At 67.6% G+C, this 23,043-nt stretch carries 23 protein-coding genes; 13 read left to right on the top strand and 10 right to left on the bottom strand.

Annotation, left to right across the window (positions count from 1 at the left end; all coding sequences use genetic code 11):
* Nucleotides 1–80: 80 nt before the first annotated feature.
* Nucleotides 81–551 carry a CBS domain-containing protein gene (locus QQK43_RS18735; RefSeq protein ID WP_234266883.1) on the bottom strand — a complete coding sequence of 157 codons (471 nt, stop codon included), beginning with the start codon at nucleotides 549–551 and terminating at the stop codon, nucleotides 81–83.
* Between the two features lie 137 nt (nucleotides 552–688).
* Here QQK43_RS18735 and QQK43_RS18730 point away from each other — a divergent pair, with 137 nt between their 5' ends.
* The 3 genes from QQK43_RS18730 to QQK43_RS18720 all read left to right on the top strand — a co-directional run bounded on the left by QQK43_RS18730 (nucleotide 689) and on the right by QQK43_RS18720 (nucleotide 4,224).
* The gene (locus QQK43_RS18730) at nucleotides 689–2,002 is read left to right on the top strand and encodes an O-acetylhomoserine aminocarboxypropyltransferase (RefSeq protein WP_234266884.1); all 1,314 of its coding nucleotides are present in this window, start codon (nucleotides 689–691) and stop codon (nucleotides 2,000–2,002) included.
* An 85-nt stretch (nucleotides 2,003–2,087) separates the two neighbouring features.
* Entirely contained in the window at nucleotides 2,088–2,906 is an 819-nt protein-coding gene (locus QQK43_RS18725; protein WP_284308977.1) for an alpha/beta fold hydrolase, read from the top strand.
* 4 nt (nucleotides 2,907–2,910) lie between these two features.
* Nucleotides 2,911–4,224: a cytochrome P450 gene (locus tag QQK43_RS18720; protein ID WP_284308976.1), complete on the top strand. Its 1,314-nt coding sequence runs from the start codon at nucleotides 2,911–2,913 to the stop codon at nucleotides 4,222–4,224.
* Nucleotides 4,225–4,228: 4 nt separating this feature from the next.
* Here QQK43_RS18720 and QQK43_RS18715 read toward each other — a convergent pair whose 3' ends face one another.
* Nucleotides 4,229–5,470: a YihY family inner membrane protein gene (locus tag QQK43_RS18715; protein WP_234266889.1), complete on the bottom strand. Its 1,242-nt coding sequence runs from the start codon at nucleotides 5,468–5,470 to the stop codon at nucleotides 4,229–4,231.
* Nucleotides 5,471–5,479: 9 nt separating this feature from the next.
* Between QQK43_RS18715 and QQK43_RS18710 the strand changes: the two genes are divergently transcribed.
* From QQK43_RS18710 to QQK43_RS18685, 6 genes are all read left to right on the top strand, one after another.
* Complete coding sequence (locus tag QQK43_RS18710) at nucleotides 5,480–5,971, top strand: DUF2069 domain-containing protein (protein ID WP_284308975.1); 492 nt, start codon at nucleotides 5,480–5,482, stop codon at nucleotides 5,969–5,971.
* On the top strand, nucleotides 5,968–7,410 hold the full coding sequence (locus QQK43_RS18705; RefSeq protein WP_284308974.1) for an FAD-binding oxidoreductase: 1,443 nt from the start codon (nucleotides 5,968–5,970) through the stop codon (nucleotides 7,408–7,410). Before QQK43_RS18710 ends, QQK43_RS18705 begins: the two co-directional genes overlap by 4 nt.
* Nucleotide 7,411: 1 nt before the next feature.
* The gene (locus QQK43_RS18700; protein WP_284308973.1) at nucleotides 7,412–8,224 is read left to right on the top strand and encodes a thymidylate synthase; all 813 of its coding nucleotides are present in this window, start codon (nucleotides 7,412–7,414) and stop codon (nucleotides 8,222–8,224) included.
* 136 nt (nucleotides 8,225–8,360) lie between these two features.
* On the top strand, nucleotides 8,361–9,269 hold the full coding sequence (locus tag QQK43_RS18695) for a DMT family transporter (RefSeq protein WP_234266895.1): 909 nt from the start codon (nucleotides 8,361–8,363) through the stop codon (nucleotides 9,267–9,269).
* Nucleotides 9,270–9,273: 4 nt separating this feature from the next.
* Complete coding sequence (locus QQK43_RS18690) at nucleotides 9,274–9,774, top strand: dihydrofolate reductase (protein ID WP_284308972.1); 501 nt, start codon at nucleotides 9,274–9,276, stop codon at nucleotides 9,772–9,774.
* A 9-nt stretch (nucleotides 9,775–9,783) separates the two neighbouring features.
* Nucleotides 9,784–10,548 carry an exodeoxyribonuclease III gene (locus QQK43_RS18685; protein WP_234266897.1) on the top strand — a complete coding sequence of 255 codons (765 nt, stop codon included), beginning with the start codon at nucleotides 9,784–9,786 and terminating at the stop codon, nucleotides 10,546–10,548.
* Between the two features lie 77 nt (nucleotides 10,549–10,625).
* Here QQK43_RS18685 and ntrC read toward each other — a convergent pair whose 3' ends face one another.
* The 6 genes from ntrC to QQK43_RS18655 form a co-directional block, all read right to left on the bottom strand.
* Nucleotides 10,626–12,197, bottom strand: a complete 1,572-nt coding sequence (gene ntrC / locus QQK43_RS18680; RefSeq protein WP_234266898.1) for a nitrogen regulation protein NR(I) — start codon at nucleotides 12,195–12,197, stop codon at nucleotides 10,626–10,628.
* Between the two features lie 38 nt (nucleotides 12,198–12,235).
* Nucleotides 12,236–13,360: a nitrogen regulation protein NR(II) gene (glnL, locus tag QQK43_RS18675; RefSeq protein WP_370465313.1), complete on the bottom strand. Its 1,125-nt coding sequence runs from the start codon at nucleotides 13,358–13,360 to the stop codon at nucleotides 12,236–12,238.
* On the bottom strand, nucleotides 13,357–13,875 hold the full coding sequence (locus tag QQK43_RS18670) for a hypothetical protein (RefSeq protein WP_234266899.1): 519 nt from the start codon (nucleotides 13,873–13,875) through the stop codon (nucleotides 13,357–13,359). The genes glnL and QQK43_RS18670 overlap by 4 nt, the downstream gene beginning before the upstream one ends.
* A 215-nt stretch (nucleotides 13,876–14,090) precedes the next feature.
* Nucleotides 14,091–15,506 carry a type I glutamate--ammonia ligase gene (glnA, locus tag QQK43_RS18665; RefSeq protein WP_234266900.1) on the bottom strand — a complete coding sequence of 472 codons (1,416 nt, stop codon included), beginning with the start codon at nucleotides 15,504–15,506 and terminating at the stop codon, nucleotides 14,091–14,093.
* Between the two features lie 274 nt (nucleotides 15,507–15,780).
* The gene (locus QQK43_RS18660) at nucleotides 15,781–16,629 is read right to left on the bottom strand and encodes a competence/damage-inducible protein A (protein WP_234266901.1); all 849 of its coding nucleotides are present in this window, start codon (nucleotides 16,627–16,629) and stop codon (nucleotides 15,781–15,783) included.
* Entirely contained in the window at nucleotides 16,626–17,522 is an 897-nt protein-coding gene (locus tag QQK43_RS18655) for an EI24 domain-containing protein (RefSeq protein ID WP_234266902.1), read from the bottom strand. Before QQK43_RS18655 ends, QQK43_RS18660 begins: the two co-directional genes overlap by 4 nt.
* 94 nt (nucleotides 17,523–17,616) lie before the next feature.
* Here QQK43_RS18655 and QQK43_RS18650 point away from each other — a divergent pair, with 94 nt between their 5' ends.
* Complete coding sequence (locus tag QQK43_RS18650) at nucleotides 17,617–18,456, top strand: alpha/beta fold hydrolase (protein ID WP_234266903.1); 840 nt, start codon at nucleotides 17,617–17,619, stop codon at nucleotides 18,454–18,456.
* Between the two features lie 204 nt (nucleotides 18,457–18,660).
* Complete coding sequence (locus QQK43_RS18645) at nucleotides 18,661–19,389, top strand: DUF2726 domain-containing protein (protein ID WP_234266904.1); 729 nt, start codon at nucleotides 18,661–18,663, stop codon at nucleotides 19,387–19,389.
* A 10-nt stretch (nucleotides 19,390–19,399) separates the two neighbouring features.
* Here the strand turns inward: QQK43_RS18645 and QQK43_RS18640 are convergent, their stop codons facing one another.
* A complete protein-coding gene (locus tag QQK43_RS18640; protein ID WP_234266953.1) occupies nucleotides 19,400–20,134 on the bottom strand; it encodes a 16S rRNA pseudouridine(516) synthase in 735 nt (244 codons plus the stop codon).
* A 117-nt stretch (nucleotides 20,135–20,251) separates the two neighbouring features.
* Here QQK43_RS18640 and QQK43_RS18635 point away from each other — a divergent pair, with 117 nt between their 5' ends.
* Both QQK43_RS18635 and QQK43_RS18630 read left to right on the top strand, forming a co-directional pair.
* Nucleotides 20,252–21,046, top strand: a complete 795-nt coding sequence (locus QQK43_RS18635) for an acetoacetate decarboxylase family protein (protein ID WP_284308971.1) — start codon at nucleotides 20,252–20,254, stop codon at nucleotides 21,044–21,046.
* A complete protein-coding gene (locus QQK43_RS18630) occupies nucleotides 21,039–21,887 on the top strand; it encodes a helix-turn-helix transcriptional regulator (RefSeq protein ID WP_284308970.1) in 849 nt (282 codons plus the stop codon). The genes QQK43_RS18635 and QQK43_RS18630 overlap by 8 nt, the downstream gene beginning before the upstream one ends.
* 109 nt (nucleotides 21,888–21,996) lie before the next feature.
* On the opposite strand, the gene QQK43_RS18625 is transcribed toward QQK43_RS18630, so the two are convergent.
* The gene (locus QQK43_RS18625) at nucleotides 21,997–22,668 is read right to left on the bottom strand and encodes a Rossmann-fold NAD(P)-binding domain-containing protein (protein WP_284308969.1); all 672 of its coding nucleotides are present in this window, start codon (nucleotides 22,666–22,668) and stop codon (nucleotides 21,997–21,999) included.
* Nucleotides 22,669–23,043: the final 375 nt, after the last annotated feature.

The following is a 23,043-nucleotide window of genomic DNA, read 5'->3' as shown; positions in this document are numbered from 1 at the left end:
CTGGGACGGGTGCCCCACCCTGTGCAGGCAGCAAAAAGCCCTGCTATGCAGGGCTTTCCAGGGGCGTGGCGCCAATACCTTCAAGGCAGGTTCGGTTCGTTCTTGCCTTCCGGCTCTTCCTCGGGCCAGTCGCGGATGTAGGCCTTGAGCATCTTGTTCTCGAAGTTCTGGGCATCGACCACGGCCTTGGCCACGTCGTAGAAGCTGATCACGCCCATGAGCATGCGGTTCTCGATCACGGGCATGTAGCGCGCGTGGCGGTCCAGCATCATGCGGCGCACCTCGTCCATCTCGGTGGCCATGGTGCAGGTCAGCGGGCCCGGGTCCATGGCACGGTAGACCGTCGTGGCCGCGAAGCTGCCGCCGTTCTTGACCACCGCCTGAATCACTTCGCGGAAGGTCAGCATGCCCACCACCAGGCCGTTGGCCATGACCACCAGCGACCCGATGTCTTTTTCGGACATCAGCTTGGCAGCGTCGGCCAGATGGTCTTCGGGTGTGATGGTGTAGAGCGTGTTGCCTTTGACACGCAGGATGTCACTGACCTTCATGGCGCTTCTCCTCGGGATAGGTGCTGTCGCCGGCTGGGCTGGCGTGGGTATGAATATAGCCCACAATCCGCCCTGAAACGCAGGCAGCGCGCCACCCCGACCTGCGATGCACCCGCCTTTTTCGAGGAGACCCCGACATGCCCGGTTATTCCGACCCCGGCTTCGACACGCTGGCGCTGCACGCCGGTGCCGCGCCGGACCCCGCCACCGGCGCGCGCGCCGTGCCCATCCACCTGACGACCTCCTTCGTCTTCGAATCCAGCGATCACGCCGCCGCCCTGTTCAACCTGGAGCGCGCCGGCCACGTCTACAGCCGCATCAGCAACCCGACCAACGCGGTGTTTGAACAGCGCATGGCGGCGCTGGAAGGGGGCATTGGCGCCATTTCGGTGGCCAGCGGCCAGGCGGCGCTGCACCTCTCCATTGCCACGCTGATGGGCGCGGGTTCGCACATTGTCGCCAGCACCGCGCTCTACGGCGGCAGCCAGAACCTGCTGCATTACACGCTGCGGCGCTTCGGCATCGAGACCACGTTCGTGAAGCCCGGCGACATCGACGGCTGGAAGGCCGCCGTGCGGCCCAACACGAAACTGTTCTTCGGCGAGACCGTGGGCAACCCGGGCCTGGACGTGCTGGACATCCCGACGGTGAGCCAGATCGCGCACGAGGCGAAGGTGCCGCTGCTGGTGGACAGCACGCTGACCACGCCCTACCTGATCAAGCCCTTCGAGCACGGCGCCGATCTGGTCTACCACTCGGCCACCAAATTCCTCAGCGGCCACGGCACCGTGATCGGCGGTGTGGTGGTGGACGCTGGCAGCTTCGACTGGGATGCCTCGGGCAAGTACCCCGAGCTGACCGAAGCCTACGACGGCTTCCACGGCATGACCTTCAGCGAAGAGAGCACCGTCGGCGCCTTCCTGCTGCGCGCACGACGCGAAGGCCTGCGCGACTTCGGCGCCTGCCTCAGCCCTCACAGCGCCTGGCTGATCCTGCAGGGGCTGGAGACGCTGCCGCTGCGCATGGAGCGCCACATGGGCAACACCGAGAAGGTGGTGGCTTTCCTCGCCAGCCACCCGCTGGTGAGCCGCGTCGGTCACCCGCTGCTCGAATCGCACCCCAGCCACGCGCTGGCGAACAAACTGCTGCGCCACGGTGCCAAGGGTGCCGGCTCGGTGTTCAGCTTCGACATCCAGGGCTCGCGCGAACAGGGCAAGGCCTTCATCGAAACGCTCAAGATCTTCAGCCACCTGGCCAACGTGGGCGACTGCCGCTCGCTGGTGATCCACCCCGCCAGCACCACGCACTTCCGCATGAGCGACGAGGCACTGGCGGGCGCCGGCATCGGCCCCGGCACGATCCGCCTCTCCATCGGCCTGGAAGACCCGGACGACCTGATCGACGATCTGAAGCGCGCGCTCAAAGCGGCAGAGAAGGCGGGGAATCAATGAGCCCCCACGTTCATCACTTCGTGTATTCACTGCCCCCCGAGGGGGCGAAGGCCTCCCTTGGGGCGGCCCGGCGGGAGGCCTGACCATGGAACTGCAAGTCAACGGCGCCAAGACCTACTGCTACACCGGCGGCAAGCCCTTCGATGCCGCCAAGCCCACCGTGGTCTTCATCCACGGCGTGCTCAATGACCACAGTGTCTGGATCCTGCAAAGCCGCTACCTCGCTAACCACGGCTTCAACGTGCTGGCGGTCGACCTGCCGGGCCACTGCAAGAGCCAGGGCGAAGCGCCGGCCACGGTGGAAGAAGCGGCCGACTTCATCGGCGCCCTGCTCGATGCCGCGGGCGTGCAGAAGGCCGCCCTGATCGGCCACAGCTGGGGATCGCTGATCGCCATGGAAGCCGCGGCCCGCCTGAAAGACCGCATCACGCACACGGTACTGGTGGGCACAGCGTTCCCGATGAAGGTCTCGCCGGCGCTGATCGATGCCTCGCTGAACGCGCCCGAAAAGGCACTGGCCATGGTCAATGTGTTCTCGCGCTCCACGCTGGCGGCCCCGCCCTCGGCTCTGGGCCCGGGCACCTGGGTCTACGGCGCCGGCATGGCGCTGGGCCGGCGCGTGCTGCGCAGCAACCCGGCGGTGAACGTGTTCCATCGCGGCTTTGTGGCGTGCGACCGCTACACCGGCGGCGAAGCGGCCATGGCCGCACTCACCAGCCCGGTGCTGTTCCTGCTCGGTGGGCAGGACCAAATGACGCACCCCAAGGCGGCACAAGGCCTGATCCAAGCCGCGAAGGCGGCCGGCCAGAAGCTGCAGGTGGTGACGCTGCCGGTCGGCCACCACCAGATGACCGAAACGCCGGACGCCACGCTGTTCGCCATCCGCGATTTCCTGCGGGCCTGACACCATGGTCACGCCCGAGCAGATCACCCCGCCCATGAGCGGGGACCGCGCCCGCGAGATCGCCGCCAGCTTCGACCTGCGTGCCCTGCCACCGGACTTTCTGGCCAACCCGTTCCCGGTCTACGCCGCGCTGCGCGAACACGACCCGGTGCGGCGCATGCCCGACGGTTCGCTCTTCCTCACCCGCCATGCCGACCTGATGGCGGTGTACCGCGACGCGGCGCTGTTCAGCTCCGACAAGCACGTGGAGTTCGCGCCGAAATACAACGTGCCCCCCTTCGGCAGCGACACGGCGCCCGCGCCGCTGTACGAGCACCACACCACCAGCCTGGTGTTCAACGACCCGCCGCTGCACACGCGCGTGCGCAAACTCATCATGGGTGCGCTCACGCGCCGCGCCATCGCCGACATGGAGCCCGGCCTGGTCGCGCTGGTCGACAGCCTGCTGGACCGCATCGAGGACCAGGGCGGCGGTGATCTGATCGAAGACTTTGCCGCCGCCATTCCGGTCGAGATCATCGGCAACCTGCTGGGCGTGCCCCACGCCGAGCGCGCCCCGCTGCGCGACTGGTCGCTGGCCATCCTGGGCGCGCTCGAACCCGTGCCTACACCCGCGCAGCACGCGGCGGGCAACCGCAGCGTGACCGAGATGCTGGCCTATCTGCGCGGCCTCGTCGCCGAACGCCGCCGGCACCCCGGCGACCCGGAGCGCGACGTGCTCACGCGCCTGATCCAGGGCGAAGCCAGCGGCGAAAAGCTCAGCGAGGTCGAGCTGCTGCAGAACTGCATCTTCCTGCTCAACGCCGGCCACGAAACCACCACCAACCTGATCGGCAACGGCCTGGTGCTGATGCACGAACACCCCGCCGCGCGCGAAGACCTGCTCAGCGACCTGTGCGCGCACGCGGGCCAGATCGAGACCCTGGAAGCCATCCTGAGCCGCGCGGTGGACGAGTGCCTGCGCTTCGAGTCGTCCAACCAGTTGGGCAACCGGCGCGCGCTGCAGGCGGCGCAGGTGGGTGGTGTCGACCTGTCCGCGGGGGCCCTGGTCACGCTGTGCATCGGCGCCGCCAACCGCGACCCGGCGGTGTTTCCCGACCCGGACAGGCTGGACCTGCGGCGCGAACCCAACCGCCACCTCGCGTTTGGCTTCGGCATCCACCAGTGCGCGGGCCTAAGCCTGGCCCGGCTCGAAGGCCGCATCGCCATCGGGCGCTTCCTGCGCCGCTTCCCGCGTTTTGAGCTGAGCGCGCCGCCCGAACGCGGTGGCCGCGCCCGCTTCCGGGGGTTTCTGGGCGCCCCGTTCCGGATCGGCTGAACGGTCAGGGCACCGACGGTGCCGCCAGCGCCTGCGCCACCGTCATCTGCCGCAGCCCGCTGGCGGCCCAGAAGGCTTCGGTGCTGCGCGAGGCCGGCACCAGCAGGCGCTCGGCCAGCGGCGCCAGCGGCAGATTCGCCGCGTCCTGCAGCAGCACGTAGCGCTCGTCCTCCTCGTCCAACCGCCCCAGCCAGTCCAGCCCCACCAGGGCACCCACCGGGTCTTCCAGGTGCAGTGGGTCCACGCGCAGGGCCTGGGCAATGGCCTCCAGACTCAGCCCGCGCTGCGGCCCTTCGCGCACCGCCTGCAATTGGGCCAGGGTCTCCAGGGCCAGCTGGAAACGCCAGCCCGGGTAGTTGCCACGCCGCGCGATGCCTGCCAGCAGACTGGGCAGGTAGGCCGCCACCACCGCGCCGAGCAACACGATCACCCAGGCCACATAGAACCAGACCAGCAGAATCGGCACGGTGGCGAACGTGCCGTACACCACCGAATAGGTCGGCACGGTCTTGAGGTACCAGCCCAGCACGCTCTTGGCCAGTTCCAGCCCCAGCGCCACGAACAGGCCGCCGGTGAGCGCATGGCTCCAGCGCACACGGGTGTTGGGCACGTAGCGGTAGAGCGCGGCCACGCCGCCCATGACCAGACCGAACTGCAGCGAATCGAGCAGGAAGCGCACGCCGCCGGGCAGCGTCGAGACCAGCCCGCGCGAAGCGCTCAGCGCGTAGGAAGTGACCGTCAGGCTGCCCGCCAGCAGCAGCGGGCCCAGGGTGAGCACCGCCCAGTACACCAGGATGCGCTGGGTCAGCGGCCGGCTCTGGCGCACGCGCCAGATGTCGTTGAGCTTGCGGTCGATGGTCAGGATCAGCGCCAGCGCCGTGACCAGCAGCACCAGCGCACCCGCCCAGCCCATCTGCCCGGCTTTCGCGGCGAACTGGCTCAGGTAGGCAAGCACCTGTTTGGCGATGTTGTCCGGCACCAGCCGTGCCACCAGCCAGTGCTGCAGGGTGTCCTGCAGGCGCGCGAACATGGGAAAGGCGCTGAAGATGGCCAGTGCCACGGTGAACAGCGGCACCAGCGAAATCGTGGTGGTGAAGGTCAGGCTGCTGGCGGTCACGCCCAGGCGGTCTTCGCGGAAGCGCTCGCGCAGGGTCAGCGCCGTGGTCCGCCACGGAAACGCCAGCAGATGGCGCCACAGCAGGCCCAGCAGGGCCGGCACTTCGCGCACACGCTCGGATACAGTCATCCCGGTATCATGCCACCTGCCATGCCCGCCGCGCCCGAGTTGTCTTCCCCGCCCCCCGTCTCCCCCGCCCTGAACGCACCGGTCGCCACCGTGCGCTGGACGCGCCGTCTGGCCGTGGGCAGCGTGCTGGGGCTGATCGTGCTGGGCCTGGCCTGGGAACTCTGGCTGGCCCCGCTGCGCCCGGGCGGTTCGTGGTGGGTGCTCAAGGTGCTGCCGCTCACGCTGCCCCTGTCGGGCCTGCTGCGCCACCGCATGTACACCTACCGCTGGCTCAGCCTGTTGGTGTGGCTCTATTTCACCGAAGGTGTGGTCCGTGCCACCAGCGAGCAGGGCCTGTCGGCCTGGCTGGCCGGCATCGAGGTGCTGCTGTGCCTGCTGCTGTTCGTGGCCTGCGCCGCCCACGTGCGCCAGCGCCTGAAGGCCGCCGGCAAGGAAGCCGTGGCCGCCGATGCCGCCCGCCATGCCGAGGAAGCCACCAGCCCAGCCCGTACCCAGCCATGAATCCGCTGCTGATTCACACCTTGCGCCAGGCCGTGGGCCCGGCCCACGTGCTCACCCCCGATGACCCGGACACCGACCTGGTGGCCTGGGAGCAGGACTGGCGCCGGCGCGCGCGCGGCCGGGCGCTGGCGGTGGTGCGACCGGCCAGCACCGCCGAGGTGGCGGCCGTGGTCAAGGCTTGTGCAGCAGCCAACGTGAGCATCGTGCCGCAGGGTGGCAACACCGGTCTGGTGGTCGGCTCGGTGCCCGACGACAGCGGCACCCAGGTCGTGCTGTCGCTGACGCGGATGCAGGCCATCCGCGCGCTGGACGGCGACAACCTCACCATCACCGTGGAAGCGGGCTGCGTGCTCCAGACCGTGCAGGAAGCGGCGGATCGCGCCGGCTTCCTGTTCCCGCTGTCGCTCGCGGCCGAAGGCAGCTGCACCCTGGGTGGCAACCTCGCCACCAATGCCGGCGGCACGCAGGTCGTGCGCTACGGCAATGCCCGCGAGCTGTGCCTGGGCCTGGAAGTGGTCACTGCGCAGGGCGAGGTCTGGCACGGTCTGAGCGGCCTGCGCAAGGACAACACCGGCTACGACCTGCGCGACCTGTTCATCGGCAGCGAAGGCACGCTGGGCATCATCACCGCGGCCACGATGAAGCTCTACCCCCGGCCGGCGGCGCAGCTCACCGCCTGGGCGGCCGTCCCGAACCTGGAAGCCGCGGTGGCCCTGCTGGGCCTGGCCCACGGGCACCTGGGCGCCGGGCTGACCGGCTTCGAGGTCATGGGCCGTTTTGCGCTCGGCCTGGTGGCCCGGCACATGCCGCAGTTGCGCGTACCCTTCATCGACCAGGCCGACATTCCCTATGGCGTGCTGCTGGAAAACAGCGACAGCGAATCCGAAGCCCACGCCCGGGCCCAGTTCGAGCGCCTGCTGGAAACCGCCTTCGAACAGGGCCTGGTCAGCGACGCCGTGGTGGCCGAGAACCTGCAGCAGGCGCACGGTCTCTGGCACATCCGCGAGAGCATTCCGCTGGCGCAGGCTGAAGAAGGCCTGAACATCAAGCACGACATCAGCCTGCCGGTCTCGCGCATTCCGGCGTTCTGTGCCGACACCGACGCGCTGCTCGCGCGCGAGATCCCTGGCGTGCGCCTGGTCAACTTCGGCCACCTGGGGGACGGCAACCTGCACTACAACGTGCAGGCTCCCGCCGAGGGCGATCCGAAGGCCTTCCTGGCCGAACACGAAACCCGCGTCAACCACCTGGTGTTCGACCAGGTGCTCCAATTCGGGGGCTCCATCAGTGCAGAACACGGCATCGGCAGCCTCAAGGCCGCCACGCTGCCCCACTACAAAGACCCGGTCGCGCTGGCGCTGATGCGCACGCTCAAACAGGCGCTGGATCCCCACAACCTGCTCAACCCCGGCCGCGTGCTGAGCGCACCGCCCCCCTGACATGACCACCCGCCCCGTCCGCTCGCAATACGAAGACTTCATGCGCCATGTACACACCCATGGGGTGCACAAGAGCGACCGCACCGGCACCGGCACGACCAGCGTGTTCGGCCACCAGATGCGCTTCGACCTGAACGAAGGTTTTCCGCTGGTGACCACCAAGAAGGTGCACCTGAAGTCCATCATCCAGGAACTGCTGTGGTTCCTGACCGGGTCGAGCAACAACAACTGGCTGCGCGAGCGCGGCGTGACCATCTGGGACGAATGGGCCCAACCCGATGGCGACCTGGGCCCGGTCTACGGCGTGCAATGGCGCTCATGGCCGACGCCCGAGGGCGGCCACATCGACCAGATCGCAGAAGTGGTCAAGACCCTGAAAACCAACCCGGACTCGCGCCGCATCATCGTCAGCGCCTGGAACGTGGCCGACCTGTCCAAGATGGCGCTGATGCCCTGCCACGCCTTCTTCCAGTTCTATGTGGCCGAGGGCCGGCTCAGCTGCCAGCTCTACCAGCGCAGCGCCGACATCTTCCTGGGCGTGCCGTTCAACATCGCCAGCTACGCGCTGCTCACCCACATGCTGGCGCAGCAGTGCGACCTGCAGGTGGGCGACTTCATCTGGACCGGCGGCGACTGCCACATCTACAGCAACCACCGCGAACAGGTCGAGCTGCAGCTCTCGCGCCAACCCTTCCCCTACCCCACCCTGCACATCAAGCGCCGGCCGCCTTCGATCTTCGACTACGCCTACGAGGACTTCGAGGTGCAGGACTACCAGCACCACCCGGCCATCAAGGCACCCGTCGCGGTGTGACCCAGCACTGCTGCGCCGCCTGGCGCGGCAGCGGCCTGCCGCTGCCGTTCTCCGCCCACGCCAACCCGCCCTTCCTTGTTCGCAGGCGCCCCTTCAGGCTCCGGGTGAACAGGCCCGTCCCGCATTCCTTGCACCCATGATCACCCGCCGCCAACTCTGGGGCCTGCTGGCCCTGACCCTCATGTGGGGTGTCAACTGGCCCATGATGAAGCTGTCGCTGCAACAGCTCACGCCGCTGTATTTCCGCGCCAGCACCATGCTGCTGGGCGCAGCCTGGCTGTTCGTCTGGGTGGCCTCGCGCGGCGAACGCATGTGGCCGACCGGGCGCGAGTGGGGCGTCATCGCCGCCCTGGGGCTGCCCAACGTGCTGGGCTGGCACACGCTGTCGATCTTCGGTGTGCAGGAGCTGGCCTCGGGCCGGGCCGCCATCCTGGGCTTCACCATGCCCATCTTCACGGTGCTGCTGGGTGCGGCCTTCTTCGGCGAACGCATCACGCCGCGCGTGCGGCTGGCGGTGGTCTGCGTGAGCATCGCCATCGGCCTGCTGCTCTGGCACGAGTTGCAGCGCCTTTCGGGCCGCCCGGCGGGCGTGGCCTGGATGCTCGGAGCGGCCGCCTCGTGGGCGCTGGGCACCCTCCTGTTCCGCCGTGCGCGGCTCACCCTCTCCGCGCTGGTGGTCACCGTCTGGATGCTGCTGCTGGGCAGCGTCGTGGTCGGTGTGCTGGCCATCGCGCTGGAGCCGCTGCCCCAGCCGGCGCGCTTCAGCGGCGTCATGTGGCTGAGTCTGTTCTACGGCGTGATCATCAACTACGGCTTCGCCCAACTGATCTGGTTCGGCCTGGCGCGCGAGCTGCCCCCCGCCACCAGCGCCATGAGCGTGATGGCCATTCCCCTGGTGGGCACGCTCAGCGCCACCTTCATCACCGGCGAAATGCCGCACTGGCAGGACTGGTTCGCCATGGTGTTCGTGATGGTCGCCATCGCCAGCGTGCTCTGGCCGGCCCGCGCGGCGCCCTCTGGTGGCACGACCGGCGCGGCACAATGACGGCATGACCGCGACCACCCGCCTGAACCTGATCTACGCCCGCGCCGCCAACGGCGTGATCGGCCTGCGCAACGCCCTGCCCTGGCACCTGCCCGAAGACCTGGCCCACTTCAAGCGCACCACCCTGGGCTGCCCCGTGATCATGGGCCGCAAGACCTGGGATTCGCTGCCGCCGAAGTTCCGGCCGCTGCCCGGGCGCCTCAACATCGTGGTCACCCGCGATCCGGGCTGGCACGCCGACGGCGCCCAGGTCGCCCATTCGCTCGAAGCCGCCCAGGCGCTTTGCCCGCCCGCCGGCGAGGCCTGGGTGATCGGCGGTGCCCAGGTCTACGCCCAGGCTCTGCCCCTGGCCAGCCGGGTGGTGGTGACCGAAATCGCGGCCGATTTTGAAGGCGATGCGTTCGCCCCCGTGCTCGGCCCCGAATGGCAGGAGGCCGAGCGTCAGACCGGCATGAGCGCCCAGGGCCTGGCCCTGGCTTTTGTGACCTATGTCCGCACCCCTTGAAGGTCTCCCATGAAACTGGCCACCTGGAATGTGAACTCCCTTAACGTCCGCCTGCCGCAAGTGCTCGACTGGCTCGCGACCAACCCCGTCGATGTGCTGGCGCTGCAGGAGCTCAAGCTCACCGACGACAAATTCCCCGTTCAGGCCTTCACCGACGCCGGCTATCACGCGCAGTGGTTCGGGCAGAAAACCTACAACGGCGTGGCGCTGCTGAGCCGCTCGCCGGCTGCAGAGGTGGTGCGCAACATCCCGGGCTTCGAAGACGACCAGTCGCGCGTGCTGTGCGCCACCATCGAGGGCATCCGCGTGATCGGTGCCTACTTCCCCAACGGTCAGGAGCGCGGCAGCGACAAGTTCGCTTACAAGATGCGCTGGCTCGACGCTCTGCGCGCCTGGGTCCAGGACGAACTCAGCCGACATCCGCAACTGGTGCTCATGGGTGACTACAACATCACCTTTGACGACGCCGACGTGTGGGACCCGGTCGGTCTGCACGAGACCATCCACTGCACGACCGAAGAACGCACCCAGCTGCAGTCGCTGGTGGCCCTGGGCCTGCACGACGCGCACCGGCTGTTCGAACACCCACCCAAGACCTTCAGCTGGTGGGACTACCGCATGCTCGGCTTCCAGAAGAACCGGGGCTTGCGCATCGACCACATTCTGGTCAGCGAAGCGCTCAGGGCGCGCACCAGCGCCTGCGAAATCGACCGCGCCCCGCGCAAGAACAAGCAGCCCAGCGACCACGCTCCCGTGGTCATCACCCTGGACTGAAGACCCTGCCCCTAGGGGCCCGGCCGCCCCGCGCGGCCCCATCGGCCCCGTGGCAGGGACATCGACCGGACCACGGATCAGAGGTCGTCCAGACCCAGTTCCTGAATCTTGCGGGTGATGGTATTGCGGCCGATGCCCAGTTTCTGCGCCGCCTCGATGCGGCGCCCGCGCGTGTTGGCCAGCGCCGTCTGGATCAGCAGGGTTTCAAAGCGGCGCGTGAGCACATCCCACACATCGTGGCGCCCGGCCTCCAGCAGCATCTGGGCCTCGCGGCGCAGACCGCCTTCCCAGGACATCCCGGTGCCGTCGGCCACGGGCGCGGTCGCGGGCACACCCAGGCCATTCGCCACAGGCATTTCCGGCACCGCGATCGGCAAAGCGACCGCAGGAGCGGGCATGGCGGGCGGCATGGTCAGCGGCACCGGAGGGCTCCATTCGGCCGCTGGCGGGGGGCTCTCGCTGAGCGCCACCGCACCGGCCCCGGCGCCAGCCAGCACCTCGGGCGGCAGATCCTTGACCTCGATCACCTGGGCCGGCGCCATCACCGTCAGCCAGTGGCAGACGTTTTCCAACTGCCGCACATTGCCCGGGAAATCGAAACCGCTGAGCAGGCGCAGAGCCGAATCGGCGATGCGTTTGGGCTCCACGCCGAGCTGCTTGGCGCTCTGCTGGAGAAAGTAGCGCGTGAGCATGGCCACGTCTTCGCGACGTTCGCGCAAAGCCGGCAGGCGCAGGCGGATGACGTTGAGACGGTGGAACAAGTCCTCGCGGAACACGCCTTCCTTGACGCGCTGCTCCAGATTCTGGTGGGTGGCGGCGATCACGCGCACATTGGCTTTGACCGCACTGTGCCCACCCACGCGATAGAAGTGCCCGTCCGACAGCACCCGCAGCAGGCGGGTCTGCAGGTCGAACGGCATGTCGCCAATTTCGTCGAGGAACAGCGTGCCGCCCTCGGCCTGCTCGAAGCGGCCGCGCCGCATGGTCTGCGCCCCGGTGAAAGCCCCGCGTTCGTGGCCGAACAGCTCACTCTCCAGCAGGTCCTTGGGAATCGCGGCGGTGTTGATGGCCACGAACGGACCGCTGGCACGCGGCGAGTGCTTGTGCAGCGCGCGCGCCACGAGCTCCTTGCCCGAACCGGACTCGCCGGTGATCAGCACCGTGACGTTGCTCTGGCTCAGTCGGCCGATGGCACGGAACACGTCCTGCATCGCCGGCGCCTGCCCCAGCATTTCGGGAGCGGCCGACACCGATTCGATGGCGACCTCTTCGCGCTGGCTTTCTTCGACCGCACGGTGGATCAGCTCGACCGCCTTGGGCAGGTCGAACGGCTTGGGCAGGTATTCGAAAGCCCCGCCCTGGAAGGCGGAGACCGCACTGTCCAGATCGGAGAAGGCGGTCATGATGATCACCGGCAGGCCCGGCAGCTTTTCCTTGACCCGCTCCAGCAGCTCCAGGCCAGACCCTCCGGGCATGCGGATGTCGCTGACCAGGATCTGCGGACCTTCGCTTTCCGGAGCGTCGGTCAGTGCCTTGAGCACTTCCTGCGGGTTGGTAAAACTGCGGGTGGGCAGGTTCTCGCGCAACAGCGCCTTTTCAAGCACGAAGCGGATCGATTGGTCGTCATCCACTATCCAGATCGGCTTCATCGGCGGTGTGTTCCTTCCTCAGGCGGCGTGTGTGGGTATCAAGGCAACGGAATCAGGATCTTGAAGTCCGTGTGACCCGGCACGCTCTCACACTCGATCAGGCCATGGTGCTGCTGGATGAAGGTTTGCGCCAACGTCAGCCCCAGGCCAGAACCGCCATCGCGTCCCGACACGAGCGGGAAAAAGATGCGGTCCTTGATCGAGTCCGGCACACCGGGCCCGTTGTCGATCACATGCAATTCCAATGCCAGCCGATAACGCTGTTTACCAAAGGTAACCTGCCGGCCCACGCGCGTGCGGAAAGTGATCTGCGCGTCGCCCGCGGCGATGCGGTCGGCCAGCGCCTGCGCCGCGTTGTGGGCAATGTTGAGCACGGCCTGGATCAGTTGCTCGCGGTCGCCGCGAAAGTCGGGAATCGAGGCATCGTAGTCCCGCACCACTTTCAGCCCGCGCGGAAACTCTGCCAGGATCAGCGAGCGCACGCGCTCGCAAACCTCGTGGATGTTCACATCGCCGACCACGTGCGGGCGCCGGTGCGGCGCCAGCAGCCGGTCCACCAGCGACTGCAGGCGATCGGCCTCGTGGATGATGACCTGCGTGTATTCGGTCAGTTGCTTGTTGTCGAGCTCCAGCTCCAGCAACTGCGCGGCGCCACGGATGCCGCCAAGCGGGTTCTTGATCTCGTGCGCCAGGTTGCGGATCAGCTCTTTGTTGGCCTGCGCCTGATCCATCAGCCGCTCTTCCCGCTCCTGCCGCGTCTGCTGTTCCAGAGGCAACAGCTCGACGATGATCTCTCCGGCGGTATCGGTCTGCGCCACGACCACATGGACCGGCAAAGGCTCATAGCTCAGGCGGCGCAAAAAAGCGTCGTACCGCAGGGCCGCGTACTCGTTTTCGCTGGCCCCGTTGAGCGCGCTCTGCAGCAGCGTGGGTTCGGTGAAACAGTCCTGCAGCGGTGCGCCGGTGATGCTGCGCCGAGACATGCCCAGGGCATCTTCGAGCGCCGCATTGGCAAACAGCACCGTACCGTCCCGGGACACCACCGCCACCAGCGTGGCCAGCAGGTCCAGGGCGTGAAAACGGTGGGACGGCGAGACTGCCGTGGCTGCGCCCTTGCTGGACTTGGAAAGAAGGGGGATGAGTGGCTTTTTCAAGCCCCCTATTGTGCCGTGCTCACACCCGCCGCTGGCAAGCGGGAGAGCTCCCGCCGAATGCTGTTGACATCACTCTCGGCCCGGTCCAGGGAGGCCTTGAGTTCGGCGACCCGGTCCAGATAGCGCTGGTGGTTGCGCCCTTCGATGCCCTGCTTCTCCGGCTCGCCATTGGCATAGGCCTGGCGGGCCGCGGTCAGGCGCTCTTCAGCCTTGCGCAGTTCGGACTCCAGGATGGCACGGGCATCGCTGTCCCGCGCCCGCTGGGCCGGGCTGTCGATGCGGGAAGCGGTGGGCCTCGGTTCGCTCGCGCTGCGCGGCGCGGCAGCGGCCTGCTGCTGCGGTTGCGTGCCCTGCACCACGGTCAGGTTGCCCCCTTCCATGAGCTTGCAACCACGCGCTTTGGCCGCTTCGGCGTTGTTCGTGTACTCGTTGCCACAGCGGTAGATGCGCTCCTGCGCGTGAGCGATCGACAGGGTGCCCATCACAGCCACGGCCAGCGGAAGGAGAAGGGATTTCAAGGGCATCGGATCAACGGAATCGGGGGATCGACAGAGCGGACGCCACCTGCAATGGGTGAAGCCATGCAACGAATGTATCAGTATGACTGAAAAACCCCGCGAAAGTGCCATCCGCCCACCGCCAGCACCGGCCTTTGCCAGCACCCGGAAAAAAGAAAACGGCCCGAAGGCCGTGGGTTCCGTGGACCAGCGGTGCGAAACAGAACCGCACCGCGCTGGCATCACAGGCTGTAGTACATGTCGTACTCGACCGGGTGCGGCGACATGCGGAAGCGCGTGACTTCCTGCATCTTCAGATCGATGTAGGCATCGAGCATCGGGTCAGTGAACACACCACCCTTGGTCAGGAACGCGCGGTCCTTGTCCAGGTATTCGAGGGCCTGATCCAGGCTCGAGCACACGGTCGGGACCAGCTTGTCCTCTTCCGGCGGCAGGTGGTACAGATCCTTGGTGGCGGCTTCGCCCGGATGGATCTTGTTTTCCACGCCGTCCAGACCCGCCATCATCAGGGCCGAGAAGCACAGGTAGGGGTTGGCGGAAGGATCGGGGAAACGCGCTTCGATACGGCGGCCCTTCGGGTTGGCCACGAACGGGATGCGGATCGAGGCCGAGCGGTTGCGGGCCGAGTAAGCCAGCTTCACCGGGGCTTCGAAGCCAGGCACCAGACGCTTGTACGAGTTGGTGCCGGGGTTGGTGATGGCGTTCAGGGCACGGGCGTGCTTGATGATGCCGCCGATGTAGTACAGGGCGAAATCGCTCAGGCCGGCGTAGCCGTCACCAGCGAACAAGTTCTTGCCGTCCTTCCAGATGGACTGGTGAACGTGCATGCCGGAGCCGTTGTCGCCCGCGTAAGGCTTGGGCATGAAGGTGGCGGTCTTGCCGTAGGCGTTGGCCACGTTCCAGACCACGTACTTCAGGACCTGGGTCCAGTCGGCGCGCTCGACCAGGGTCGAGAACTTGGTGCCGATTTCGTTCTGGCCAGCGCCCGCCACTTCGTGGTGGAACACTTCGACGGGGATGCCCAGGGATTCGAGGATCAGGGACATTTCGGCGCGCATGTCCTGCGTGCTGTCGACCGGGGGCACCGGGAAATAACCGCCCTTGACGGTGGGACGGTGACCGCGGTTGCCGCCTTCGAGCTTGGCACCGGAGTTCCAGGGAGCTTCGTACTCTTCGATCTGGAAGCCGACGTTGCCCGGCTCGTTTTTCCAGTAGACGTTGTCGAAGATGAAGAACTCGGGCTCAGGACCGAAGAAAGCCGTATCGCCCAGGCCGGAAGCCTTCAGGTAGGCCTCGGCGCGCATGGCGATGGAGCGCGGGTCGCGCTCATAGGGCTTGCCATCGCTGGGCTCGATCACGTGGCACTGCAGGTACAGCGTGGTTTCTTCGAAGAAGGGATCGATGTTGGCCGTGTTGGCATCGGGGATAAGCAGCATGTCGGATGCTTCGATACCCTTCCAGCCAGCGACCGAGGAGCCATCGAAAGCGTGGCCGGCGGAAAACTTGTCTTCATCGAAAGCCGAGATCGGCACGGTGACGTGCTGTTCCTTGCCACGGGTGTCGGTGAAGCGGAAATCAACGAACTTGACGTCGTTGTCCTTCACCAATTGCATCACGTCTGCGACGGTCTTTGCCATCAAATGCTCCTGTTGCTGAGTGGGTGGTAATCAAAAAAAGAGACCCTTTTGACTAGCATCATTCATGCCATCAGGGCCCGCTGCGCCGCATCACCCGGCTGAACACGGCGCACACGGACGGGGATTATCACCGAGCCCATGCGCCACAAAGGTTCCCGCAGGATCGCTGGCGGCCCTTGTCTGCCCCCTCCAGCCCGCAGCGCGCACTGCACCGGATCGAAAGCACCTCATGCGCACCAAAATGGATCAAACGGACAATCCCAATTTGGTGCATTCAATTTTGCACCATCTCGGGGCCCAAATCGGCCCCGAAGCCGCGCAGCCCAGCCAGCAGCTGCGCGAACGCAGGCGTCACCGCTTCGGGCTCCCCTTTGACCCCCAGTTCGATATGGCGGCCGAATTGCGGGTGGTCGACGCTGGGCAGACTGAACACCTTGACCGCGTGCGCCTGCTCGATGGCCTCCATCAAAGGCGTGAGCGCGGCTTCCATGGCCCCGAACACCACCACCGAGCGCTCCTGCCAGCTGCCCTGGCGGTGCAGATGCCTGTAATCGGTGTCGAGCAGGTTTTCGATCATCGGCCAGGCCATCACCGGAAAACCGGGCACGAAGTGCACCGTGCCGCCGCCAGGACCATCGCACGAGAAGCCGGGGATGCGGTTGTAGGGGTTGGCCACGATCCGGGCCTGCGCGGGGAAGACGCCCATGTTGTAGCGGTGCACGTTGTCGGGCCGCTCCGCGTCGAACACCTCGCCCTTTTCCGCCGCCGTCTCCCGCATGCGCTGTTCGATCAGCGCCCGGGCTTCGGGGTGCAACACCAGCGGCTGACCCAGCGCAGCGGCCGCGCACTGCCGGGTGTGGTCGTCCGGCGTGGCGCCAATGCCGCCGCAGGAAAACACCACGTCCGCCGAAGCAAACGCGTCGCGCAAGGCGGCCGTGATCCGGCGGGGATCGTCCCCCACCAGCAACGACCAGGACAGGGCCAGTCCCCGTGCCTGCAGCAGCTCGACCACCTTGGGCAGGTGCTTGTCGGCCCGTTTGCCCGAGAGGATTTCGTCGCCGACGATGATCAGGCCGAAGGCCGGAGCGGAGGACAGGGAAGCATCGGGGGGCAAGGCACTCAAGAAGGGTCTCCGGAAACAGGGGGCAGAACCGGCGGTTCGGGGCTGGACACTGGCGCCGGGGAACGCATCGCCCCGGCCTCCACCACATCCACGGCGGCGGCCGTGCCCCGCAGGCGCTCCAGTGCGGCCAGGCAGTAGTGCACGAACCAGAGCGAAGCAAACGCCAGCACCAGGGTGTAGATCCAGATGGCCACCGGCACCAGCAGGGGTGCCAGGGCGATGAACAGCGCCCCCGAGGCCCAGAGCACGCTGGGCGCCGCCCCCAGATACCCTGTGAGCACGCCCATCAGCAGCAGGCGCCCCCGGTGCACGCGCATGAGAGTGCGGCGCTCGTCCGCACTGGCGTGCACGGCCAGCGCGTCGAACGCAAACACCCGGTAGGTGAGCCAGCCCCAGATCAGGGGTGGCAGGATCAGCACCAGCGGGGGAATCAGCCACAGCGGCATCGACAGCAACAGCGCCACCAGCGCCATGGCTGTCACGCCCAGGGACCAGAACAGCCCCCCCAGCCAGGTGCCGCCCCGGCGGCGCTCCAGCGTCGGAAAACGCCGCTGCGCCACCAGCTCCACGATCGCCGGCGTCATGAACAGCGCCACCAGCAGCAGGCACAGCAAGACGATGACCGGCGTGGCGATCATGAGCACCAGCAACGGCGCGAACACCGTGCGCATGCCGTCCAGACCGACGCGCTCCAGCCAGCCCAGGAAAGCCTGCATCAAGGCATAGTCGTTCAGCCAGGCGGCTGTGGCCGCCACCGCCGACTCCCAGTAAAAATACCCCAGCCCGAAGGACAGCAGGATCATCAGCACCAGCGGCAGGAACGACAGGCCAATCACCTTGGGATGCAGGCAATAGGCCACCGCGCGCCAGAACGCATCTAACAGCAACTTCATGGTGCCAAGAATACGGCATCCGCCTGGCCTTTGCCGGCCAGGGTCCGGGACGCGGGTGACATCCCGCACGGCGCCGCGGCGCTAGCATCGCGGCATGTCCGAACCCGCTGCCCAGACCGTAAAAATCGAAGGTGTGACGCTGGAAGTCGCCCACATTCCCGGCCCCACCGACCGCGCACCGCTGGTGTTCCTGCACGAAGGCCTGGGTTGTGTGGACCTGTGGCCCCAGCGCGGACGCCACTGGCCCCAGACACTGTGCGAAGCCACGGGCCGTGCCGGCTGGCTGTACTCGCGCCGCGGCTACGGCCGCTCGGACCCGATTCCCGATGTCCGTGGCCCCTCGCGGCAAGCCGGCTTCTGGCGCTCCGGTCGCCACCAGCCCGACTACATGCATGAAGAGGCCTGGACCGTGCTGCCTGCCCTGTTGACCGCCCTCGGCGTGCAGCGGCCGGTGCTCGTGGGCCACTCCGACGGCGCCACCATCGCGCTGCTGCACGCCAGCCGCCATGACACGACCGGCTGCGTGGTCATGGCCCCGCACGTGATGGTCGAACCGGTGTCGCTGCAGGCGATCGCGCAGGCGCGGGACCAGTACCTCCTGCCGGGCAGCGACGGCCGGCCCGGCTTGCGCGATCGCCTGGCCCGCTACCACCACGATGTCGACAACGCCTTCTGGCAATGGAACGACGTGTGGCTCAGTGAGGACTTTCGCCCCTTCGACATCCGGGCCGAGTGCGCCCGGATCACCGCGCCCCTGCTGGCCATTCAGGGCGAAGACGATGAATACGGCACACTGGCCCAGATCGAGGACATCCGCCGCGCGGCGCCCCACGCCCGCCTGGCTGTACTGCCCCAATGCGGACACAGCCCCCACCGTGACCAGCCCGACCTTCTGCAACAGCATGTGACAGATTTCCTCGCCTCGCTGGGCTGAACCGGTGCTACCGGCCTTCCTGCCGCCGGATGCCTGCTGCGCGAATTTCGCGCCATTTGATGGCGAAACACCCTCAAATCCGGCCAACCTTCCGAGATTTCGGCAGTAAATCACGGAACCATTCGACATACGGAGGTCACATCCTCGTGACTTGTCGCACCTGCCCGTCTACACTTTGACACACCCGGATGCCCCCCGCCTTCCATGAACCCCTGGTCCAACCCCTGGCTGCTGTCTGCGCTCGCCCCGCTGTGCCTGGCGCTGGGCGCCTGGGCATACAGGACCTGGGACAACCGGCGCACACGGCGCCAGCGCCGCATCCCCAAACACTGGCCCCTGAACACCCGGCATGTGGCCAACAGCGAGGAAGTGCGTGTCTGGCACTGGCTCGCGCGGGCTTTCTATGACCACCACATCCTGATCAAGGTGCCCGTCACCCGGTTCACGCTCCCGCGCGACCAGGACCAGGGCATGGACTGGTACAAGCTGTTGGCCGGGGTGTATTGCACGTTCACGGTCTGCCGCTCCGACGGGCGGGTGATCGGCTGCATCGACGTGCCCGGCCGCTCCGGCATCCCGCGCAGCACCCGCGCACTCAAGAACTCGCTGCTCACCCAGTGCGGCATGCCCTACTGGGTGGTGCACTCGTCCAACCTGCCCACGGTGACGGAAATCCGCGCCGAATTCCTGGGCGAGACCCCCACCGCCCAGGCCATGCGCGAGCGTGAACGCGAAGAGCGCGCCGTCATCGCCGCGCAGAACAACCTGCGCAGCGCGATCCAGCGCCAGCGCAGCAACCGCGGCAGCAGCGACTTCGGACCCGTGTCCTCCTGGCCCACCAGCACCACCGGCGATTCGCGCGCCGATGCCTCGCAGTGGCAGGACAATTCTTTCCTCGTCCCGCTGGACAGCCGCAAGGGCGAACTGCTCTGAAAAACCCGCCTCAGCGCGCGGGCTGGCGCAGAGCGGCCACCTCGTCGGCCGTGAGCCAGCGCCACTGACCAGGCAACAGCGACGGTGGCAGGGTCAATACGCCGATCGCACTGCGGTGCAGGCTTTCGACCCGATTGCCCACCGCTGCCACCATGCGCTTGACCTGGTGGTACTTGCCCTCGGTGAGCGTCAGGCGCAGCGCCAGGTCCCCGGTGGCTTCGCAAGCGGCGGCGCGCACCGGCCGTGGATCGTCGTCCAGCACCACCCCGGCCAGCAGGCGCTGCACCTGCCGCTCTTCCACCGGATGGCGCAGCCCGACTTCATACACCTTGGGCACGTGGTGACGGGGCGACGTCAGGCGGTGGATGAATTGCCCGTCGTCGCTCAGCAGCAGCAGGCCCGTGGTGTCCTGGTCCAGCCGACCGACCGCCTGCACCCCCGCCGCCGCCCCACCGCCACGCTGACGCAACGGGGCCGGCAGCAGCGTGTAGATGCTGGGGTGGGCACCGGGCTTTTGCGAGCATTCGTAGCCGGCGGGTTTGTGCAGCAGCAGGTAGGCGCGCTCGTGGAATTCCCAGCGCACCGCCTGCACCCAGAACACCAGACCGTCCGTCGCGACAACCTCGGCCGGATCGTCGCAGACACGGCGGTCCTCGCCCAGCGCCACCAGCCCCTGCTGCACCAGCCCCCAGCAGACCCGCCGAGTGCCAAAACCCTGGCTGAACAGCACTTCGTGCAACGGCAATGAGGAAGGAGCGGGCATGGAATGGGTGCGCAAAAACGCGCCATCCTACCGCGTCGGGCGCGCGGCGCTTCACCAGCGTTCTAGCCAGGCCCGGCCCGCTTCGCCACACTGCGCGGCATGAACACGCTCTTCGACTGGAACCACCGCAGCTTCACCGCCCCTTTCACCGCCAGCGGCCGCGCCGCCATCGTGCCGCCACCTCCCTGGCACTACGCCGGCTGGCTGCTCAACGTGGCTTTCGAGTGCCAGGCCGACACGGCCAGCGCGCTGGTCCCTCACAGCCTGGGGAAACCGGTCGGCCGAGGCTGCGTGCACTTCGCCGACTGGCAGGCCTGCACCGACGGCCACGAACTGGCCGACCCCGTGCTCGCCCAGTACCGCGAAACCATCATCGTGCTGGAAGTGCAGCGCCCCGACGGCAACCATTGCGCCTACTGCCCGGCCATCTGGGTCGACCAGGACATCTCGCTGATCCGCGGGCTGCTGCAGGGCTGGCCCAAAAAAACCGGCAGCACCTGGCTCACGCGCAGCCTGCCGCTCGACCATCCGGCCGCGGCACCGTTGCGCGCCGGCCGTGTGCTGGGTGCGTCGCTCGCGGTGAAAGACCGGCGTCTCATCGAGGCACGCGCCGAACTCACGGGCCGCCCCGGGCAGGGACTGGGCTTCCTGGCGCTGCCTGCCGTGGGCGCCGTGGGCTGGCCCGATCTGCGCCAGCCCACGCAGTTGCCGCAGCCGCATCTGGTCAGGCCCGACATCCAGCACCGCGTCGGCGGCGAATGGCACGAAGCCACCGCCACGCTGCAGGTGTTCGATCACCCCCATGAAGAACTGGCCCTGTTGGGCCCCTTGCAGGCGCTGACCGCCAGCGCCGGCTGGGTGGGCATCACCGTCTTCGGCGCGCGAGATGCCTGACCACCCGCAGTCCCGGGCACCGCGCCCAGCGCCGGCGCGTTCGGAAGTCCGGCGGCTGCAGCTGTCAGGACTGGAAGCGGTGCGCCACCACCAGGCTGGTCAGGAATGGGTGCCGCACTGGCACACGGAATGGTCGTTCGGCGCTGTGGTCAGCGGCCAGTGCCGATGCAGCCTGGCCGGCCGGTTGCTGCACCTGCGCGCGGGCGACCTGCTGGCGATCGCGCCCGGCGAAGTCCACATGGGTCTGGTCGAAACGCAGGGCGACGCCGCCACGGCCACCGTGCTCATCGTGATGCTCTACGTCCCCGACCCGTGGCTGCAGGCACATGCCCTGCACGCACCGCACGGCAGCGGCGTCAGCCATCTGCCAGCCCTGGCACAACGCGCCCGCGAACTGGACACGGCGGACACCGTGCGGCAGTGGCTGAGCGAAGCCTTGCCGCAATGGGGCACCACCGACGGGCCGCCAGCGACCGATCGCCCCTCCCCGGCGGAAAAAGCGCTGCTGCGCCAGATGCGCCACGCCGCGCAAGACGGCGTGTGGCAGGTGGCCGACCTGGCCCGCCGCTGCGGCGTCAGCCGCGAACGCCTGCACCAGGTGGCACGCCGCTGGCTGGGCATGGCACCGTCCGACTACCTCCGGGTGCTGCGCCTGCACCAGGCGCGCGAGTTGCTGGCCGAGCAGCACCCGCCAGCCCAGGTGGCCGCCGAATGCGGGTTTGCCGACCAGGCCCACTTCACACGCTGGTTCCGCCGCGCCTTTGGCTACACCCCGGGCGACTGGCTCGCCGCCCTGTCTCGGCCAGCGGCGACTCCCTGGCCAGAAATCCCCGCTCCCTGATCGGCAGCAGCGCGAAGGGCGGGCGCACAGCCTCGCCCAGACCGGCAGCGCTGAGGGTTCTGAATGCCGGTGTTCATTCAACCGCCGAGAAGTGGCCCGATCCGGCAACTCACGGCTCGCGAGCCATCTGCGCCATGGAGCCGGATGCCAGTACCACCACGCCCCGGGCCTGCGGGAGCGTTCGAACCAGCGAGCGGGCGACGGCCTGCGCCCACACCGGGCGGTAGGCGCATGGAATCCACGGCGCCAAAATCCTCGCGACAGGAATCGAGAGCTTCTCGCCCAACCGGGGCGGCTGCCCCAGACCATCCCGGTCGTCCAGCAGCAAGGAGGGTTGGGCGATCACCAGCGCCGTCAACGGCATGCTCCTGAGCGCGTCTTCCAGCTCGCCCTTGACCCGGTTGTAGAACACCGAGGACCGCGCATTCGCAGCGACCGCGCTCACCACCCCGATCCGCCGGGCACCCACCGCACAGGCAGCCTGGGCCACGGCCAGGTTGGCCTCGAAATCCACGGCGCGGAACGCGGCCTGGCTGCCCGCCACCTTGATCGTGGTCCCGAGCGCCAGATACACCTCGTCCACGGGCGGCAGCACTGGCAAACGGTTGAAATCCACGAGATGAATCTGGAGTTTGGGGTGGTTAAGTACCCAGGGGCGGCGGCTGAGAGCATGGACAGCCGAAACCGTCGGATCCAGCAGCAAGTCTTGCAGCACCCGGCCGCCGACGAGGCCCGTGGCGCCGGCCAGCAACACTTGGCGGGTTGGGGCTTGCCATGTCATGGTGGGTGACTTTCAGAAGCGAATACCAGGCCTGCGCCTTTGGGGAGAGCGACCATCCCGGGGCCCATCACAAAGAGGGGAAGACGTGCGGTCAACGCGCTCCATTCTGCCCGGCAACCCAAGCGCCAACCTACGGCAACAGCGCCCGCCGCCAAGACGCCCCCCCCAACAAGGGTCGTACAAAAAAAACCCGCCGGCTCATCGCCGACGGGCTTTGAAGGGAGATTTCCAGGAGAAGCACAGATCCGCCATGCCCGCAGCGGGCATGGGCGGGGTTTACTGCACGTTGCGGTAGTGACCGGGGAAGAGCTCGTTGAGCTTCATGCCGCTGTCGCCGTCGGCCACGATGTCGCCCGTGCGCAGCGCTTCGCGCAA

It is taken from the genome of Hydrogenophaga electricum (assembly GCF_030160815.1).
In the GTDB taxonomy this organism is placed as follows: domain Bacteria; phylum Pseudomonadota; class Gammaproteobacteria; order Burkholderiales; family Burkholderiaceae_C; genus Hydrogenophaga; species Hydrogenophaga electricum.
This window is presented reverse-complemented; position numbering and strand designations above follow the sequence as displayed.